Origin of the sequence: uncultured Kriegella sp. (assembly GCF_963975415.1) — a bacterium.
In the GTDB taxonomy this organism is placed as follows: domain Bacteria; phylum Bacteroidota; class Bacteroidia; order Flavobacteriales; family Flavobacteriaceae; genus Kriegella.
In genome coordinates this window covers 375622-393712 of the sequence record NZ_CAXBGN010000003.1, presented here as the reverse complement: position 1 = coordinate 393712, position 18091 = coordinate 375622, and the positions used below count along the sequence as shown (strand labels likewise).

Sequence of the window (18091 nt, the reverse complement as noted above, 5' to 3'; positions counted from 1 at the left end):
AGTTATTTTTTGAGTTAATATTGTTTAAAAGTTACGCAATTTTACCCGTATTGTAAGAATCCTCGTAAAAATTGTTAGGTATTGTTCTTATAAGTGAACAGGTGTTTTTCCTTTATTGTATTTTTAAAAAAATTATATCTATGCAGAAAATTATCGATCGCTTTATTAGCTATGTTTCTATAGACACCCAAAGCGACCCAACTTCAAAAACAACCCCTAGTACAGAGAAACAATGGCATTTAGCCGATCTTCTTGTCGACGAGCTAAAAAAAATCGGCATGCGCGATGTTTCGATAGATGCCAACGCCTATATCATGGCGACCCTTCCAAGCAACATTGCTATCGAAGTACCCACCATCGGGTTTATTTCCCATTTTGATACTTCGCCCGATTTTTCTGGCACCAATATAAGGCCGCAGCTCGTTACCGACTACGATGGAGGTGACATAGTATTGAACAAAGAGCAAAACATTGTTTTATCTCCCGATTATTTTGATGATCTACTACTCTATAAAGGCCAAACGCTTATTACTACAGATGGTACTACGTTATTGGGCGCCGATGACAAAGCCGGCATCACCGAAATCATTACGGCGATGGAACATTTGATTCAAAACCCCGAAATAAAACACGGTACCATAAAAATTGGCTTCACCCCTGATGAAGAGATCGGCCGTGGGGCGCATAAGTTCGATGTTGCAAAGTTTGCTGCTGATTGGGCCTATACCATGGATGGTAGCCAAGTCGGCGAACTCGAATATGAAAACTTTAATGCAGCTGGTGCCAAAATAGTAATTAAAGGAAAAAGTGTACACCCGGGCTATGCCAAAGGTAAAATGGTAAACGCCATAACCATCGTCAATGAGTTTACGGAACTATTACCCCCGAACGAAATACCACAACGTACCTCGGGAAGGGAAGGTTTTTTTCATATACATCATATGAAAGGGGAGATTGAACATGCCGAATTCGAATTAATCGTTCGCGACCATGACAAAACCCACTTTGAAAAGCGCAAACAGTTATTACGCGATATTACCAAAGAACTTAATAGCAAATACGGTGATTGTATTCAGTTGGAAATAAAAGATCAATATTACAATATGCGGGAAAAAGTAGAACCGGTTATGCATATCGTCGAGATTGCTAAAGAAGCTATGGAAGCTGTGGGCGTAACACCCATTATCAAACCCATTCGCGGGGGTACCGACGGTTCGCAACTCAGTTTTATGGGACTCCCCTGCCCTAATATTTTTGCTGGCGGTCATAATTTTCATGGAAAATATGAATACATACCTGTAGAAAGTATGCAGAGAGCTGTGGATGTTATCGTGAAAATTTGCGAACTCACAGCATCAAAAAATCAGAAAGATTAGAGTTGCCAACTATGAGGATAAAATAGGACAACTCACCCCCCACAAACAACACTTCGGAGGTTTAAATTTTAAAAAACTAAACGGTATTGGGAAATTTGAAGCATTCAATCAATTCTAAATGGAAGAAACAATTACGATTTTAATTTACATTCATGCATTTCTTGGCGGAATTGGACTACTAACCGGTACAGGAAGCGCCATTGTAAAAAAAGGAGGTAAATCTCACAAAAAAATGGGAACAGTATTCTCTTATGCTATGATAGCAAGTTCCTTGATTTCCCTGGTTATAGCTCGAATGCCCAATCATGAAAATCTATTTTTATTTCTAATCGGGATATTTACCATATACATGGTCCTTGCCGGGAATAGAGCACTAACCTTCAAAAACAAAAGAAAAGAAAAAGCGGACATTTTAGACCTTACTATTTCCGGTATAATGCTGACGGCTTCAATTGGCATGTTTGCTATTGGATTAATTGGATTGTTTCAAAAAAATGAAACTTCAATTCTGTATTTATTCTTTGGGGTATTCGGTGCATTGTTGACCATAAAAGATTTCCAAATGTTCATGAGTTTCTCACAAAACAAAAATATGTGGCTCAAAAATCACCTAGGTCGTATGATAGGTGCGCTTATTGCCTCTTTTACGGCATTTTTGGTCGCAGGGCTACATATCAGCACCCTATTTGTTTGGTTGGCACCTACCATTCTTGGCACCCTATATATCGTATATTGGAAGAGAAAATTAAAGGTGAAACCGGTGGCCAAAAGGAATGGTCATCAATAAAAAACGAACCCAATCAACTTTTTTATAGCCATACGGAAAGAACAATTAAGATTCTCGAAAGCAATATACAGGTAGGTATGCCAGACAGCCTTGAAAGCAATTTAAGAGTTGTTATAAAAGCCAAAGACATGACATAGTTGAGAAAGACAAGACTTACTACATCAAGATGACCAAATCTGATAGGGATTGGGTCCCAAATACTTTTGGTTTTAATTTGGAACAAAAAATAGATAACGTTCAGCTTAAATTCTGGTATAAAGGAGGGCCATTCTGTAACGATCATTTCAAAAAATCTTCATTTTCTTGGGCCATGCCGCTAAGCGGATTAAAATTTTATATGGAGAAGGGTAAAGTAGTACCTTTTAGGGAGGGACTAAATGCATCTCTTTGCATAAAATCTGATTGCCCAGCTTCGAATAAAAGTTCTTTCCTGCTGCTACCCGTTTAAAGGGTGGCGGTCACCGACCCTATTTTTTTCAAAATTCCATATGACTTCAAATTAGAAGAAATCCGTAAATTTAAGCAACTATCGAGAAACTTTTTATCCCATATTATTTGGATGCAGGCTATAGACATAAAAGACTATGCGGATACTTCTAACAATATTAATTACAATACACGGAATTATACATTTGTTCGGATTTCTGAAAGCATTTGGCATTTCCGAATTTAATGCAATGACACAACCGATTTCCAAACCTTTTGGAATTATTTGGTTAGTCGCATTTATCCTATTTTCAACAACCCTAGCACTATTTCTCAGTCAACACAATAGCTGGTGGATAGTTGGACTTTTGGCCGTTTTACTTTCTCAGTTTCTAATTATAACCTATTGGCAAGACGCCAAATTTGGTACCAGTATAAATTTGATAGTTACTGTATTCATTCTTATTGCGTATTCATCCTTCGGTTTTATAAAGAAGGTAAATGATGAAACGGCCCAAATGCTTGCTTCTTCCAAACCTTCAAAACAAGTTATCGTTTCAGAAAAAATGATCAAGAACCTGCCGACCATAGTTCAAAAGTGGGTCATGAACAGCGGTATTCTAGGTAAAGAACTGGTACACCACGTGTATTTGGAGCAAGATGCCCAAATGCTCATGAAACCTGAACAAAAAGATTGGAGTAGCGCCAAAGCAAGACAGTACTTTACTATCGAACCTCCAGCTTTTAATTGGAGGGTAAACCTAACGATGAAGAAGGTTCTATCACTAGTGGGCAGAGATAGATTTGAGAACGGAAAAGGAGAAATGACCATTAAACTATTTTCGCTCATTCCTGTTGTAAACGCCAAAAACAGTGAAAAAATAAATCAAGCGACATTACAACGGTATTTAGCCGAAATTGTTTGGTTCCCCTCTGCTGCATTAAGTCGTTATGTCACATGGGAGCCGGTAGATGATTCTTCGGCCAGGGCAACAATGGAGTATAATGGAACAAAGGGTTCGGGAGTCTTCTACTTTGACGAGAAAGGAAATTTCGAGAAGTTCGTGGCCATGCGTTTCAAGGATGCACATGATACCGAGCCGACACAGTGGTCAGTTATCGCAACCAAAAGCGAAGAAATAAACGGTATAAAAATACCTGTGGAAGCAAAAGCAAATTGGAAATTAAAGAATGGGGAATGGACATGGCTAAAACTTAAGATAACGAACATTACGCATAACACGCAAAAAATCTCCATGTCTAACGGTACTAAAAAACCGTAGGTTATTCCTAAAGTAAGAACTTGATTACCCGAGCCTTATAAAACCTAGACCATCGGTAGTTTCCAGCCGTTGTGATAATCTGCCTTTAAAAATTTATTGGCAGGGGTTTCCTTAAATTCCCCGGCCTCGGCATCCCAATAAATACGGTTACCCGTTTTAAAGGCCACATTGCCCATGTGGCAAACAAGTGCGGCATCATATCCCACTTTTATGGGAGCGTGCAATTTTGACGCATCCCTACTTTTAACTGCTTCGATAAAATTCACGGTGTGTAAGTCTAGTCCGCTACCCTCATTCTTTTGCAACGGTACACGTTCCATACGATCGTCTTCTGGAATAACTTCCCAACCATTACGATCCAAGACCAACGTACCATTGTTGCCAACAAAAGAAATGCCATGATCTCGGCCGTAATTACCATTGCTTATTCCAGTGGCATGCTCCCAAAGTATCGAGAATCCATCATATTCGTAGACTGTTTGCAGGGTATCGGGTGTTTCCGAGGCATCGTCTTTATAAGCAAACTTTCCGCCCAGGGCCATTACCGATTTTGGGGTACCGGCCTTCATACCAAAAAGTGCATAGTCAATCAAATGTACACCCCAGTCGGTCATAAGTCCACCGGCATAATCCCAAAACCATCTAAAGTTAAAATGGAACCGATTAGGATTAAAAGGACGTTCTGGCGCAGGACCGAGCCACATTTTATAATCAACACCTTCAGGTGGCGCACTATCTGGCACAACTGGCACGGGTTTCATCCAACCTTGATAGGCCCATGCCTTTGATAGCCTTATTTCACCCAATTTACCCGAATGCACAAAATTGATAGCATCGACAAAATGAGGCTGGCTTCGCTGCCATTGACCAATTTGAACCATTCGATCACTGGCACCGACATAATTCAACATGATGTTGGCTTCTTGAACCGAATTTGCAATCGGCTTTTCGCAGTATACGTCTTTCCCCGCCATCAAAGCGTCGGTCAATTGAAGGCAGTGCCAATGGTCAGGTGTACCGATAAGAACCACGTCAATATTAGGGTTCTCCAATAATTTCCTATAATCTCGATACCACAGCGGTTTTTTAAGCCCTGCTTTTTCCAGGTCGGCCGTTCGTGCCTCGAGAACACTCTTATCTACATCACAGAGGGCGATTACGCTTACCTCGCTAATCTTCAACATTGACTTTAAATCACTAAAACCCATGCCTTTGCACCCTATCAACCCCACGTTTATTCGGTCATTAGGGCCTACTTTTTTTCGAATAGTAGCTAATAATTCCATAGGAAAAAGAAAAGAGGCACTTGTACCGGCCACTGCCAAGGTGCTCTTTTTGATGAAGTTGCGTCGATTGCTATACATATTTGCTTATTTAACGGCCATGAATATAGCAATTTTAAAGCTAAACAACTACAATGAACAACAGGGCAACCCCTTAAAATTTCACGCTTTTTAGGCACGAAATACATTACGCCCAAGTTCCTTATCTGCAAAAAAAATGATGGTGCTTTCTTAGTAGTCAAAAAAAAAGCACCAACGTTTCCGTTGGTGCCTTTTTAATTATCGATTGTTCCCTTATTTTTTTTCGGGCGCACTTAGTTTTTTGCTCATCTCCATAGAAATGGCCGAGCGATCAAATTTCAGCTTTCCGGCCATGGTCTCTAAAATACAAGAAAAATCCTTGTCGTTCAGATCGACCACTTTACCGTGCAAACCACTTTTGGTAATCACACGATCGCCACGCTTTAATTCTGCGGCAAACTTCTTTTCATCTTTTTGACGTTTCATTTGAGGTCGTATCATAAAAAAATAAGCTACGACAAAAATCAAAATCATCGGAAGAAACTGTCCAATGTCACCCATGTATGTGTTCTTTTTAGTTAATTAATTATTGGGCAACGGGACCCTTTGGTGCGGCATCTTTAGGGTTAACAAAAGCTTTTATACGCAAAAGCTCTTGACCTTTTTCAGTATTCGCGGTTACAGTAATTTGTTTAGTCACCTGATTTTGTCCCGACCCGTTGAATTTCACTTTAAGTTCACCTGATTCACCAGGGGCAATCGGATCTTTTGGTGGATCTGGAACGGTACAACCACAGCTACTCTTGGCATCGGTAATAATCAAGGGTGCATTACCGGTATTGGTAAATTTAAAAATGGTTTCTTGTGGCGTATTCTGATCGATAGTACCGAAATCATGCTCGACTTTTTCAAACTCCATCACAGGAACCTGTTTTCCGGCTTCATCACGCTCTGCGGCCACGGCCACATTGTCGCTTTTTATTTTACTCGATGCATTGTCTTTACAGGAAGCTGTAACAAACAGTCCTACTAAACCAAATGCCAAAATTATTCTTTTCATACCTCAGGATTTTTAATATTAATTAATTGAGAAATACTATTCAATTTATTTAAACAGCAAAATTAAAGAAATATTTTATAACAGCCCTCGACCTGTTTTATTTAGTTTGCCGTCGGCCTTATACTCCTTCAGCAATTTATCGAGAATTCCATTTATAAAAATACTGCTTTTGGGCGTCGAATATTCTTTGGCAATTTCTAAAAACTCATTCATTGTAACCTTTTCTGGTATTGAAGGAAAATTCAGCACCTCGCATATCGCCATTTTCAGAAGAATCGAATCGATATCCGCAATGCGATCTTTGTCCCAGTTCGGAGTTTTCCCTTCGATTTCTTTTTCCAATTTTGCATTGTTGAGCAGTGTTTTGGTCAAGAGTTTTTTGGCAAAATCCATATCTGCATCATCCTTCAACAATCTGGGAAGGAAAAAACCATCATTTTGATCTTCCTTTACCTTTTTTAGCTGTTTCAAAATAAAGGTATTCACGATCGGAATATCGTCGACCCAGGTCAGTTTGTCATCCTCCAGGTATTCATAGATTTTCTCGTTCGGAGCGATAATCTCCTTGAAAATCTGCAACACAAATTGCTTATCCTGTTCATACGTACCAAGGGCAGTGCCCATGTACTCGGCGTAAATATCACTTTCAACGATTTCTTTGTAAATCAGTTTTACATATTCGTCGTTCAGATACCAATTTTTTAATTTTCGACTATCAAATTCATTCTTTAACCGTGTATTGTCCACCATTTGGGACAACACCCTATTTTGAACGAATTTTTCCTTGTTCGGATAAGCGTCCGTGACACTGGCCAAGTACTTTTTCGAGGATAGTTTCACCTGCTTGGCGGCCATTTGCTGTACTTCGATCAAAAGACTGAGATTCAGCAGGTATAAAGTATACATGTTTTCAATACTGACCTTTAAAAACTTTTCCTGTTTTTCAAGAGAGTCGTCTTTAGATTGTGTCAAGGCATAAATGCATTGCATCACCTTTACCCGAATATGCCTTCTTGTGAGCATTTAGAAAGAACTTTTTAGATTGAGTTTGGTTTCACTACCAGCCCGCAAAAATAACAATCCTTTTTCTAATACCTACCATAAGAAAGCGTCTTTATCTTATGTATTTTATAACATTTGTTTTTGCTGCAAACCCCTATCTTTGGCAAATTGAAGATTAAAAACCTATTCCGTTAGCCAACCCATTACATGAAGGAACTTAAGCACGTTAATAAATACTTCAAAAAATATTGGTCAAAACTATTGATCGGTATCATTATCACCATTATCGCCCGAGTTTTTCAATTGGTCATGCCCACCTATGTCAAAAAATCGATTAACGTAGTTGAAGAGGCCTTGAACGGGAAAATAACGGATGCTTCTGCTGAAAACCTGCTTATGGAGTTCATCCTTATCATTATTGGTGCCGCTTTTCTATCTGGGTTTTTCACTTTTTTGATGCGACAGACGATAATAAACGTATCGCGTTATATCGAGTATGATTTAAAAAATGAAGTTTTCGACCATTATCAGTGGTTAAGTCTAAATTTTTACAAGAAAAATAGAACCGGCGACCTCATGAACCGAATCAGTGAAGATGTCGGACAAGTACGCATGTATGCCGGCCCCGCTCTAATGTACGGGATAAACACGGTCACTCTTTTTGTATGCATCATTCCATTGATGTTTATTACGGCCCCCACTCTTGCGGCCTATGCCCTGATTCCCTTGCCCATATTATCGGTCTTGATCTATAATATCAGTAAGATCATACACAAACGCAGTACCATTGTTCAAGAATACCTTTCTACCCTATCAACATTTACACAGGAAGTGTTCTCTGGAGTATCGGTGATAAAGGCCTACGCACTGGAACCACAGATAAATGGCGAACTACAGGTACTGGCCGTCGAAGGAAGAGAGAAAAGTATGGACCTGGCCAAAGTAAATGCCTGGTTCTTTCCGCTCATGGTACTTTTAATAGGAATCAGCAATATTCTTGTCATCTACGTAGGCGGCAAGCAATACATCAATGGTGAAATTGAATCTGTAGGTGTAATTGCAGAGTTCATCATTTACGTCAATATGTTGACCTGGCCCGTTGCCATAGTAGGGTGGTTAACCTCTATCGTGCAACGTGCCGAAGCATCGCAAAAACGCATTAACGAGTTTTTGAGATCTGAACCGGCCATCAAAAATGAAGCAGTTGGGGCCACCCCGATTACCGGCAAAATTGAATTCAAAAATGTCACTTTTACCTATGAAGACACTAATATTACCGCTTTAAAAAATATTTCCTTTACGATCAATGCTGGAGAAACTGTGGCCATTCTTGGTAAAACAGGTTCTGGAAAATCGTCCATTTTAGACTTAATAGCCCGATTGTATGACGTCACCGATGGAGAAATCCGTATCGATGACATACCCATTAAAAAGGTAAACCTCAATAGCTTGCGCGAATCGATTGGTGCGGTACCCCAAGATGCCTTTCTGTTTTCGGATTCGATAAAAAATAATATAAAATTCGGTAACCATACCGCTTCTGATGAAGATGTGGTCAAAGTGGCGAAAAATGCAGCCGTACATGAAAACATTATGGGCTTTGCCAAGCAATACGAAACCGTTCTAGGCGAGCGGGGCATCACCTTAAGTGGCGGACAGAAGCAACGTGTCTCTATCGCACGCGCCTTATTAAAAGACCCCGAAATATATTTATTTGATGATTGTTTGTCAGCCGTAGATACTGAAACTGAGGAAGAAATTCTAGCAAATCTAAAAAAAGCGTCCAGAAATAGAACCACTCTTATAGTAAGCCACAGGGTATCATCTGCAAAAAATGCAGATAGAATTCTAGTGCTTGAAGACGGAACGTTGTTTCAGGAAGGAACACATGATGATTTAATTGCTGTCGAAGGTTATTATAAATCACTTTATTTAAACCAACTATCTGAGAAAGAAAACTGAAAATTTGTTGTTGAATCAAGTTTTTTTTTACATTTTTGATATGATATTGAAGTATGAACTATAGACACCACATCAAATGAGCGAAAAAGATTTAATGGACCAGGAAGAGATCCACTCCAAAGTTTTAAGGGCAGGAAGAAGGACATATTTTTTCGATGTCAGGAGTACAAAGGCAAATGATTATTATTTAACCATAACCGAGAGCAAGAAGTTTACGCATGACGATGGATCTTTTCATTATAAAAAACATAAAATATACCTTTATAAGGAAGACTTCACCGCTTTTAAGGAGAATGTTGAGGAGATGATGGATTTTATTATCGATGAAAAAGGAACCGAAGTTATATCAGAAAGGCATCAGTCTGATTTCAAAAAAGAAGAGCCCGTTCAAAATGGTGAAGCAAAGACTACAGAAAGCTTTACCGATATCAATTTTGACGATATTTAATTTTAGAATTTTCTTTATAAAAAACAACGGCCCTCATAATTAAGGGCCGTTTTTTGTTTAATGTGATCGCAGTATGTCCTTTCGACTATATGGCTCGAATAGTCTTGACACGACATATAGTAATGGTTACATTTATAAACTGACTAAATTCATCGTGGTATGAGAAACATTCTATTGGCATTGGTTTTGGTGCTCTTTCAAAATATTAATGCACAAGAGTCGGTAGACTTAGGCTATTACCTTCCTGAGAATATCACCTACGACCAAAGCATTCCCAAGCCTCAAGAAGTTATCGGCCACGAAGTGGGCGAATGGCATGTCACCCACGACAAACTGGTATTTTACATGCATGCCGTAGCCAAGGCAAGCGATCGCATAACCATTGAAAATAGGGGTCAGACGTTTGAAGGAAGACCGCTTCTTTTACTCACGGTTACCACCCCACAAAACCACCAGAACATTGCTAAAATTCGTGAAGAACATTTGGCTTTGACCGAAATTAAAGGCAGTTCTATGAATATTGAGGCCATGCCCCTTGTAGTGTACCAAGGTTTTTCAATACACGGCAACGAGCCCAGTGGTTCAAATGCGGCTTTGGCCTATGTCTATTATCTGGCCGCAGCACAGGGACCTGAAATCGAAAGTATTTTAGAAAACACCATTTTGCTGGTTGACCCTGCCTTTAATCCTGATGGGCTGCAACGCTTTGCGTACTGGGCCAACACCAACAAAAGCATCAATCTGAACCCTGACAATAATGAGCGGGAATACCATGAAGTTTGGCCCGGGGGGCGTACCAACCACTATTGGTTCGATATGAACCGTGACTGGCTTCCGGTGCAATTGCCAGAAAGTCGGGCGCGCATCGAAACATATCATAATTGGATGCCGAATATTCTCACCGACCATCACGAAATGGGCACTTCATCTACCTTTTTCTTTCAACCGGGAGAACCCGACCGCGTGCACCCACTGACCCCAAAATTGAATCAAGAACTGACTACTGAAATTGCGACATACCATGCCAAAGCTTTAGACAAGATCGGTTCGCTTTATTATTCCGAAGAACAGTACGATGATTATTTTTATGGCAAGGGCTCCACTTTTCCCGATGTGAACGGGGGTATCGGTATTCTTTTCGAACAAGCTAGCTCTAGAGGCCACATTCAAGAATCTCAAAACGGCTTGCTGACATTTCCCTTCACCATTCGCAATCAGTTTACAACCGCTCTTTCCACCATTGAGGCCGCTAAAAATATGCGCATAAAAATTCTAAGATACCAGCAAGAATTTTTTAAAAATGTGGGTCTTATGTCGGCCGTAAGCAGAACCAAGGCCCTCATTTTTGGTGATTATAAAGATGCCGCTAAAACATGGCATTTGGCCGAAGTTTTACAGCGACACAAAGTAAAGTTTCACGAACTCTCGAACGATATCTCCTTGGGCGGAAAATCGTATAAAAAAGGGTATAGCTATGTGGTGCCCATGAACCAAAAGAACCAAAGCCTGATCAAGGCCATGTTCGAAAAAAGAACCACTTTTAAAGATAGTCTGTTCTATGACATCTCTGCTTGGACCTTTCCCCTAGCCTTTAATTTAGATTATTCCGAATCACGTTCTTTAAAGGTAGCAGGTAAAGAAATCAATCGCCTTATGCCTTTAAGTGGGAATGTCGATGCGCAGAGCAATTATGCATACCTCTTTGAGTGGAACGAATATTACACCCCCAAGGCCATCAACAAAATTTTGAACAAGGGTATACGTGCCAAAGTGGCAAGAGAGCCCTTTAGTCTTGACGGAAAAAATTACGGTCATGGTACGATTATGGTCCCCGTTCAGAACCAGGTACTACCATCAAGCGAATTACACGCCTTTTTAAATACGGTTGCCCAAGAAAGTAAAATTGAAATAACAGCGGCAAACACCGGACTTGCCAAAGGAATTGACCTGGGCAGCAATAGTTTTGGTTCGCTTACGAAGCAAAGGGTTGCCATTTTAGTGGGTAGCGGAATCAATGCTCACGCAGCTGGTGAGATTTGGCACTTGTTCGATACGCGGTATGATATAAAGATTACTAAAATCGATGTTGCCTACTTCAATTCCGTCGATTGGAGCAAGTATACCGATTTAATCATTCCGAGTATGGGCAACAGCCTGTCAAAGGAGCAAGCAAAAAAATTAAAGGAATGGGTCGAGGCAGGTGGCACGCTTATCGGCTATCAAAATGCCGCCAATTGGCTCCATAAAAACGAATTGATAAAGTTGAAATTCAAGAAAGACACCTTGGTCGGAAAAAATATTTCCTTTGGTCAACAAAACGATTTTAGGGGTGCCCAAAACACGGGAGGAGCCATTTTCGAGGCCAAGATCGATCTTTCGCATCCTATTAATTACGGGTATAAAGACGACCGGTTACCCTTGTTCAGAAATACAAATATTTATATCGAACCTGATAAACACAGTTACAACAACCCTATTCAATACACCAACAACCCGTTGTTGAGTGGCTATATTTCAGAAGAGAATCTTGCCCTATTAAAGAACAGCGTTCCTTTTCAAGTGCAGCGTATGGGCAAAGGAAGAGTCATAGTTTTTACCGACAATACCAACTTTAGGGCCTTTTGGTATGGAACAAACAAACTGCTGATGAATGCCATTTTCTTTGGGAAGCTGATGTAGGTGTTATGTTTATTTTTGGGGACAACAAGCTTGAACAATAAACAAAAAATATACAATCAGTATAGAATTTATAACTTTGATTAAAACGGATTGGAAATGGACTTACAAACCAGAAAACTGACTTTCGTTCAAGAGTTTCTTCGCATTCAGAACGAGGAAATCATAAGCGCACTTGAAAAAATACTTAAAAAGCGGAAATCTAAACTCTATGAACAAAACCTGAAACCGATGTCAATGGAGCAATTTAATTCAGATATTGACAAATCATTAGAAGATTCGACAAACGATAGAATTATAAGCGCAAAGGATTTGAAAGAAGAAATCAAAAAATGGAACTGACCGTTTTTTGGACAGAATTCGCAAAAGAAATACTTGATGATATTTTCGAACACCATAAACTCAAATCGAAAAGTGTCAAGGTCGCAAGAAAGTTAGTAGGTTCAATTGTCGACCGCACTATAACTCCGGAAAACCAACTACATATCGGACAGAAGGAGGAGCTTTTATCTGACCGCCCTCAAAAGTTCAGATATCTTGTTTTCAAAAACTACAAAATCATCTATTGGATTAACGAACCAAAAAAGACAGAATGAAAACACAGGCAATCATTCTTTTCATAGTATTAGCAACACTTTTTTGTTGTAAGAAAGAACAGCAGCAGCCAAATTTTAAGCGTTCATTCTACCAGTCTTTTAGCATTATTAAAGAGAAATATATCAAAACGAATGAATTAAATTGGGTAGATATTGAAAATAATATAAAAGACTCAATCCCTAAATTCCAAAACAATAATGACGTCTATAATGGAATTAAATACGTTTTAAATCAAATCAACGACAAACATAGTTTCTTCTTACCTCCAGACAAAACCAATTTTTTCCTCAAAGACACGGTATCTATACCAAAAATTGATTACAAAATTTTAGAAAATGATATAGGTTATATAAAAATTTTAGGTTTTGCCGCTAATGATAGCCTAAGTACTATATATTCTTTAAAAATCAGGGAAGCCCTTAAAAAAGTTGATAACCATCCTAATTTATCTGGATGGATTATCGATTTAAGAGATAATATTGGTGGAAAGGCAGGTACCTTTGCATTAGGTCTTGAACCATTGTATGTTAATTCGATAATAGGATTCTCAATTAACAACAAAGGAGAATACATCAATCATAAATTAACTAGTGACACTTATTATTATGGTAATCATATAATAAACACTATTAAGTTAACTGACACCATACGTAATGCAAATAAGCCAATCGCTGTATTAGTGAATGAAAAAACGGCAAGTTTAGGTGAATCGACAGCACAATCATTTAAATTTCAAAAGAATACATTGATTTATGGAACAAAAACTTATGGATTAACAACGGACCTTCAAGTTTTCGAATTTGTTAGTGGAGCACGACTGGCTTTTTCTACTTCTTTTATGTGCGATGAAGAGAAAAATATAATCAAAGATGGAATCGTTCCAGATATTCATTGTGAAACTGAAAAATCATTAGAATTAGCTATAGAAGACATAAAAAGGCTATATAAGAATTTCTAAGAAAATTAGCCGTGCATCTCAGTTGAAGAGTAAAATTCAACTTACCCGAACATGCACCACATTAAACAAAAATAGTATGGCAACTACCACTAAACCGATGACCCCGCTCCAAATAACCGTTACAACACCGAACAATAAAAGATAATAAACGGGATAGACCAATAAGGCAAAAGCAAACCGAAAGGTGCCCATAAACTCCATCTCGGGTACTCTTGGTTTTAAAGTCAAGATCCATAAGAACCACACGGGGAAATTTAATAGCACGAAAAGTACCTTTAAAAGTTTTAGGCTTGATGTCGGTTTTGGTTTTGATATTGGTTTCGAATTTGAACTTTCAAAAGATGCTAAAACGGTATTTACTTCTTCCGGGTTCAAATAATCTACACCCATAGCATCCAACCTTTCCACAATAGCCTGATACTTACTATCGTCGTCAATATGGGTTGTCAAGGTCTTAAGACTGTTCGAAACTTCCGTTTTAATAAGCTCCACTGAACCACTAAGATCTTCGGGGTCGTATAATTTTTGCACGGCAATAGCTTTCCCGTAATATACCGCTACCCGATCAGGGAATATTTTTGCATCCCGGTAATTCAATCCCACCGGCACCATTTGAATATCCAATTGTGGCTGCTTTTCCAGCGCATTGAAAAGAATTCGGGTAAAACCTTTGCTCAGGGGGCGAACACGTCGCTGAAGGTTATGATTGGCCTCGGGGAACATCAGAATCGCATTATTGTCTTGTAACAAACGAGCACAGTCATCAAATATAGCTTGATTGTTTTTTAACGATTCCCGTCCGTCACGAATTCGGTAAACAGGAATCATTTGAAAGAAATTGAAAACAGTTTTTAGAAAATTACTTTTAAAAACATCGGAGCGTGTTAAAAAGTAAGGCTTCCGATTGCATTTTACGGCGATTAGAAGTACGTCAAGCAATGCACTTTGGTGATTGGGCAGAAATAGTAGCGGTTTATCTTTGGGCACATCGGCCAAACCTGAAATTTTTATCTTACCGAAATACAAATAGAGCGCGCACTTGATCCATACCTTAACTAAATTATATCCTATTTCTTTCAAGCCAACCTTTCTTTTTCAACAGGCCTATAGCCCCAAAAACCCGCAAGCAACAAACCAGATACCAAATGCCAAATGCCCCAAAATGCTGCAAGTAACGCCATTCCGCCAAGACCGTCGAAAAAAGTAAAAATCAATAAGAGCCCCAAACCTGAATTTTGTATTCCCGTCTCGATCGTTATACTCCGTATATCCCTTTTTGATAGTCCCATAAAACTTGCTACAGAAAAACCTGTTGTAAAGGCTATGATATTATGTAATACCACGATCCAAAAGACGTAAAAGATATAATCCATAAATATATCACGGTTGTTGTATAGCGCCAAAAATATCAAAATCACAAAAAAGAGTAAAGAAACTACTTTCAATACTTTCGCCACCTTCTTTGCTACTACCGGTCTGATATGATGTAAACCCATACCGAGAAGAAGTGGCACACCCAATAGTAACGACACCAGTTTCACCATTTCAAAAGGTGCTATGGCCACCTCTTTTAAAAGCACTGATGTGGGGGCATACATCGAACCCCATAACTGCAAATTCAATGGCGTCATAAAAACGGCCAACAGTGTCGCCACAGCCGTAAGGCTGACTGACAAAGCGGTATTGCCTTTTGCCAAATAGGTGATAAAATTGGAAATATTACCCCCTGGGCAAGCAGCGACCATGAACATTCCGAGGGCAATGCTGGGCAAGGGTTCAATGGACCAAACCAATATAAAGGTTACCACGGGCAACAATACGAATTGACTAAAAACTCCTGTAAAAACAGGTTTTGGCTTTTTTACCAAGTGTCGAAAGTCCTTAACAGAAATCTCTAAGGCTATACCGAACATGACCAATGCCAAGGCCATGTTCAACACCCACAGCGTTTCATCATCAAAGTTGATTTGTACGTTATCTAAAACAGTTTTAGTCAATAAAATTGGAAGTTTTGCGAATGTTAAGAAAGGATATTTACAATCAAAATCACCTTATATCACTCCATTACTTTGCACCCAAGATAAGACATTCGCTGAAAATAGGGGTTGATTATTTTATGGAAAAGTATGAAACAGACATCAGTAATTGGCCCGAAAATCGGTATTGTACATACCTCATTAAAAGTTTATAGCGGGTTTTCAACTTACTCGTTACATTGTAAAATCAGTGCGATTTTGGTCAGGCAGAAGTCGGCCATTTTAGAACTTGACACACCTCAGCGTTCATTTATCGCGACATTTTAAGCTTGTCCATTAGTTCTTTGGACACATTGCCCGAATAGGCACCGTAGGCATCCATAAGCAGCCCTTTTTCTCCCGAGTTCGTTTCTATAACATACAAAACGGTGTTATCATCTGGGTTGCTCATCCCCTCAAAACGATAATACTTGACCACATTCAGCTCGTCAGCGGAATGCACCTCCTTTTTGTGCTTGTTTTCAACCCCGGCATCGCACAGATTAAAATCTGCCGTAAAACCTTCTAGTTGCAAATTGGTAATTGCCTCCGCCAATGATGTGTATGAATTATCCATAATATTCAAAATTTAATGTTATACATACGTTCATTCTTCCCTAATTCGAACACGGAAATTGCAGTACGACAGAAAAGTTAAAACGGGTTCTTTAAGATAACCATTGCGCAATAAAAAAACAAGTGTTTTTAGAGCGCGGGCCTTGAAATATGTCGATTATTTTTCGTACCCTTTATGGGTACTAATTCGTTTGTTCTGAAAATTCAAAGCTGATCATATATTTCGAAGCAATCTTTGAATTACTTTTAATTTTGATGCTTTGTTCGTATGTTAGTCAAAATCATCAGTGGCAAAGTAATTTAAAACCGTCATAAAAAGCGAAAATATGGCACGAACGCCCAGCAACATGTTACCCTTGGGGACTAAAGCCCCCTCTTTTGAACTATTAGACACCGTTTCGAGCAAAACAGTGGCGCTTAACGATTTAAAAGGCGAGAAGGCAACAGTGATTATGTTTATCTGTAACCACTGCCCTTTTGTAAAACACGTGAACCCGGAAATTTCCAAATTGGGAAGGAACTATCAGGCCAAAGGAATTGGTTTCATCGCTATTTCAAGCAACGATGTTGAGAATTATCTGGAAGATGCGCCAGACCTTATGACCCGAACAGCTCAAGAAGAAGATTATACTTTCCCGTATTTATACGACAAAACCCAAGAAGTGGCCCGAGCATACAATGCTGCCTGCACCCCTGATTTTTATTTGTTCGACAAAGATCTAAAACTGGTTTACCGTGGCCAATTGGATGACTCACGCCCCGGAAACGGTATTCCTGTGACCGGAAACGACCTGCGCCATGCTATGGACGCTTTGTTAACAGGGAATGAAGTAAGTAAAGATCAAAAACCCAGTATTGGCTGTAATATCAAATGGATGAAATAACTAGTTTCGTTCTAAAGGGTGGTGCGAAATGGACTTATAAATGGCGGGAGTATTATTTTTTTTTAGAAAAAAGCAGTTAAAATCAAATCCACCCTTCCCTTTGTATCAGTCCCTCAATATGTGCACAGTGGTGATTGCCGTGCCAAGCATATTTCCCGATATTCTCTTTAACCGAAACTTCCATGTTTCCATCGGGGTGTATATACACTTTTTTTAAATCTTCTTCCGACAGATTCCTTAAGAGATACACCAATTTAGCATGAATACTCTTTATATGGGTAATCGACAGCTGTATCGGTGCAAAAAGGGCATCTTCTAAATTGGCCCATGCTTTTTCTTCATACGCCTTAATTACCGGCCTATCTTCAGTAAGTGCCCACTTGAAACGAATATAACTATGATGGTGGCTATCGGCAATATGGTGTACTACCTGGCGAACCGTCCACCCATCGGGCCGATACGGCGTATTCAACTGTTCTTCGGAGAGGTTTTTCACCAAATCTTCCAAAACTATGGGCAATGCTTCCAATTGAGCTACCCAATCTTTCAATTCCAGGTCAGAAATAGTATCCGGCATTACAAAATGACCAATAGGATAGCGAAGTTTTTCCAATGTGCTTTCTCTCATTCTCTAAAATTAATGAAGTTTTACGAACATATTTGTAATACTAATTCAATTTATAATTGCGAATGCGAAGAAACCAAACTTTAATACATTTTTAACCTAAAAAAGAAGT

General features: G+C 39.2%; 18 protein-coding genes. 10 read left to right on the top strand and 8 right to left on the bottom strand.

Going from position 1 to position 18091, the window contains the following annotated elements:
- Nucleotides 1-140 precede the first annotated feature (140 nt).
- The 3 genes from pepT to AACZ88_RS08425 all read left to right on the top strand — a co-directional run bounded on the left by pepT (nucleotide 141) and on the right by AACZ88_RS08425 (nucleotide 3872).
- On the top strand, nucleotides 141-1376 hold the full coding sequence (pepT, locus tag AACZ88_RS08435) for a peptidase T (RefSeq protein WP_339708879.1): 1236 nt from the start codon (nucleotides 141-143) through the stop codon (nucleotides 1374-1376).
- 118 nt (nucleotides 1377-1494) lie between these two features.
- Nucleotides 1495-2163 (top strand): hypothetical protein, encoded by a 669-nt coding sequence (locus AACZ88_RS08430; protein WP_339708877.1) that lies wholly within the window; start codon nucleotides 1495-1497, stop codon nucleotides 2161-2163.
- A gap of 677 nt (nucleotides 2164-2840) precedes the next feature.
- Nucleotides 2841-3872: a DUF6544 family protein gene (locus tag AACZ88_RS08425; protein ID WP_339708875.1), complete on the top strand. Its 1032-nt coding sequence runs from the start codon at nucleotides 2841-2843 to the stop codon at nucleotides 3870-3872.
- Nucleotides 3873-3916: 44 nt separating this feature from the next.
- Here the strand turns inward: AACZ88_RS08425 and AACZ88_RS08420 are convergent, their stop codons facing one another.
- The 4 genes from AACZ88_RS08420 to nusB all read right to left on the bottom strand — a co-directional run bounded on the left by AACZ88_RS08420 (nucleotide 3917) and on the right by nusB (nucleotide 7259).
- Complete coding sequence (locus AACZ88_RS08420) at nucleotides 3917-5236, bottom strand: Gfo/Idh/MocA family oxidoreductase (RefSeq protein WP_339708873.1); 1320 nt, start codon at nucleotides 5234-5236, stop codon at nucleotides 3917-3919.
- A gap of 213 nt (nucleotides 5237-5449) precedes the next feature.
- Nucleotides 5450-5737: a preprotein translocase subunit YajC gene (gene yajC, locus AACZ88_RS08415; protein WP_339708871.1), complete on the bottom strand. Its 288-nt coding sequence runs from the start codon at nucleotides 5735-5737 to the stop codon at nucleotides 5450-5452.
- A gap of 25 nt (nucleotides 5738-5762) precedes the next feature.
- Complete coding sequence (locus AACZ88_RS08410) at nucleotides 5763-6236, bottom strand: DUF1573 domain-containing protein (RefSeq protein WP_339708869.1); 474 nt, start codon at nucleotides 6234-6236, stop codon at nucleotides 5763-5765.
- A 75-nt stretch (nucleotides 6237-6311) separates the two neighbouring features.
- Nucleotides 6312-7259 carry a transcription antitermination factor NusB gene (gene nusB, locus AACZ88_RS08405; RefSeq protein WP_339708867.1) on the bottom strand — a complete coding sequence of 316 codons (948 nt, stop codon included), beginning with the start codon at nucleotides 7257-7259 and terminating at the stop codon, nucleotides 6312-6314.
- A gap of 186 nt (nucleotides 7260-7445) precedes the next feature.
- On the opposite strand from nusB, the gene AACZ88_RS08400 reads away from it, so the two are divergent.
- From AACZ88_RS08400 to AACZ88_RS08375, 6 genes are all read left to right on the top strand, one after another.
- Nucleotides 7446-9200 carry an ABC transporter ATP-binding protein gene (locus AACZ88_RS08400; RefSeq protein ID WP_339708865.1) on the top strand — a complete coding sequence of 585 codons (1755 nt, stop codon included), beginning with the start codon at nucleotides 7446-7448 and terminating at the stop codon, nucleotides 9198-9200.
- A gap of 76 nt (nucleotides 9201-9276) precedes the next feature.
- Nucleotides 9277-9648 carry a PUR family DNA/RNA-binding protein gene (locus AACZ88_RS08395; RefSeq protein WP_339708863.1) on the top strand — a complete coding sequence of 124 codons (372 nt, stop codon included), beginning with the start codon at nucleotides 9277-9279 and terminating at the stop codon, nucleotides 9646-9648.
- A gap of 159 nt (nucleotides 9649-9807) precedes the next feature.
- The gene (locus AACZ88_RS08390; RefSeq protein WP_339708861.1) at nucleotides 9808-12327 is read left to right on the top strand and encodes a M14 family metallopeptidase; all 2520 of its coding nucleotides are present in this window, start codon (nucleotides 9808-9810) and stop codon (nucleotides 12325-12327) included.
- Nucleotides 12328-12423: 96 nt separating this feature from the next.
- A complete protein-coding gene (locus AACZ88_RS08385; RefSeq protein WP_339708859.1) occupies nucleotides 12424-12666 on the top strand; it encodes a hypothetical protein in 243 nt (80 codons plus the stop codon).
- Complete coding sequence (locus AACZ88_RS08380) at nucleotides 12657-12920, top strand: type II toxin-antitoxin system RelE/ParE family toxin (protein WP_339708857.1); 264 nt, start codon at nucleotides 12657-12659, stop codon at nucleotides 12918-12920. Before AACZ88_RS08385 ends, AACZ88_RS08380 begins: the two co-directional genes overlap by 10 nt.
- Complete coding sequence (locus tag AACZ88_RS08375; RefSeq protein WP_339708855.1) at nucleotides 12917-13879, top strand: S41 family peptidase; 963 nt, start codon at nucleotides 12917-12919, stop codon at nucleotides 13877-13879. Before AACZ88_RS08380 ends, AACZ88_RS08375 begins: the two co-directional genes overlap by 4 nt.
- Nucleotides 13880-13915: 36 nt before the next feature.
- On the opposite strand, the gene AACZ88_RS08370 is transcribed toward AACZ88_RS08375, so the two are convergent.
- The 3 genes from AACZ88_RS08370 to AACZ88_RS08360 form a co-directional block, all read right to left on the bottom strand.
- Nucleotides 13916-14959, bottom strand: coding sequence for a lysophospholipid acyltransferase family protein (locus AACZ88_RS08370; protein WP_339708853.1), 1044 nt, complete (start codon nucleotides 14957-14959; stop codon nucleotides 13916-13918).
- Nucleotides 14956-15876, bottom strand: coding sequence for a bile acid:sodium symporter family protein (locus AACZ88_RS08365; protein ID WP_339708851.1), 921 nt, complete (start codon nucleotides 15874-15876; stop codon nucleotides 14956-14958). The genes AACZ88_RS08370 and AACZ88_RS08365 overlap by 4 nt, the downstream gene beginning before the upstream one ends.
- 289 nt (nucleotides 15877-16165) lie before the next feature.
- On the bottom strand, nucleotides 16166-16471 hold the full coding sequence (locus AACZ88_RS08360) for a phosphoribosylpyrophosphate synthetase (RefSeq protein WP_339708849.1): 306 nt from the start codon (nucleotides 16469-16471) through the stop codon (nucleotides 16166-16168).
- 325 nt (nucleotides 16472-16796) lie between these two features.
- On the opposite strand from AACZ88_RS08360, the gene AACZ88_RS08355 reads away from it, so the two are divergent.
- Entirely contained in the window at nucleotides 16797-17354 is a 558-nt protein-coding gene (locus tag AACZ88_RS08355; RefSeq protein ID WP_339708847.1) for a thioredoxin family protein, read from the top strand.
- Nucleotides 17355-17436: 82 nt separating this feature from the next.
- Here AACZ88_RS08355 and AACZ88_RS08350 read toward each other — a convergent pair whose 3' ends face one another.
- Nucleotides 17437-17982, bottom strand: coding sequence for a YfiT family bacillithiol transferase (locus AACZ88_RS08350; protein WP_339708845.1), 546 nt, complete (start codon nucleotides 17980-17982; stop codon nucleotides 17437-17439).
- Between the last annotated feature and the right edge of the window lie 109 nt (nucleotides 17983-18091).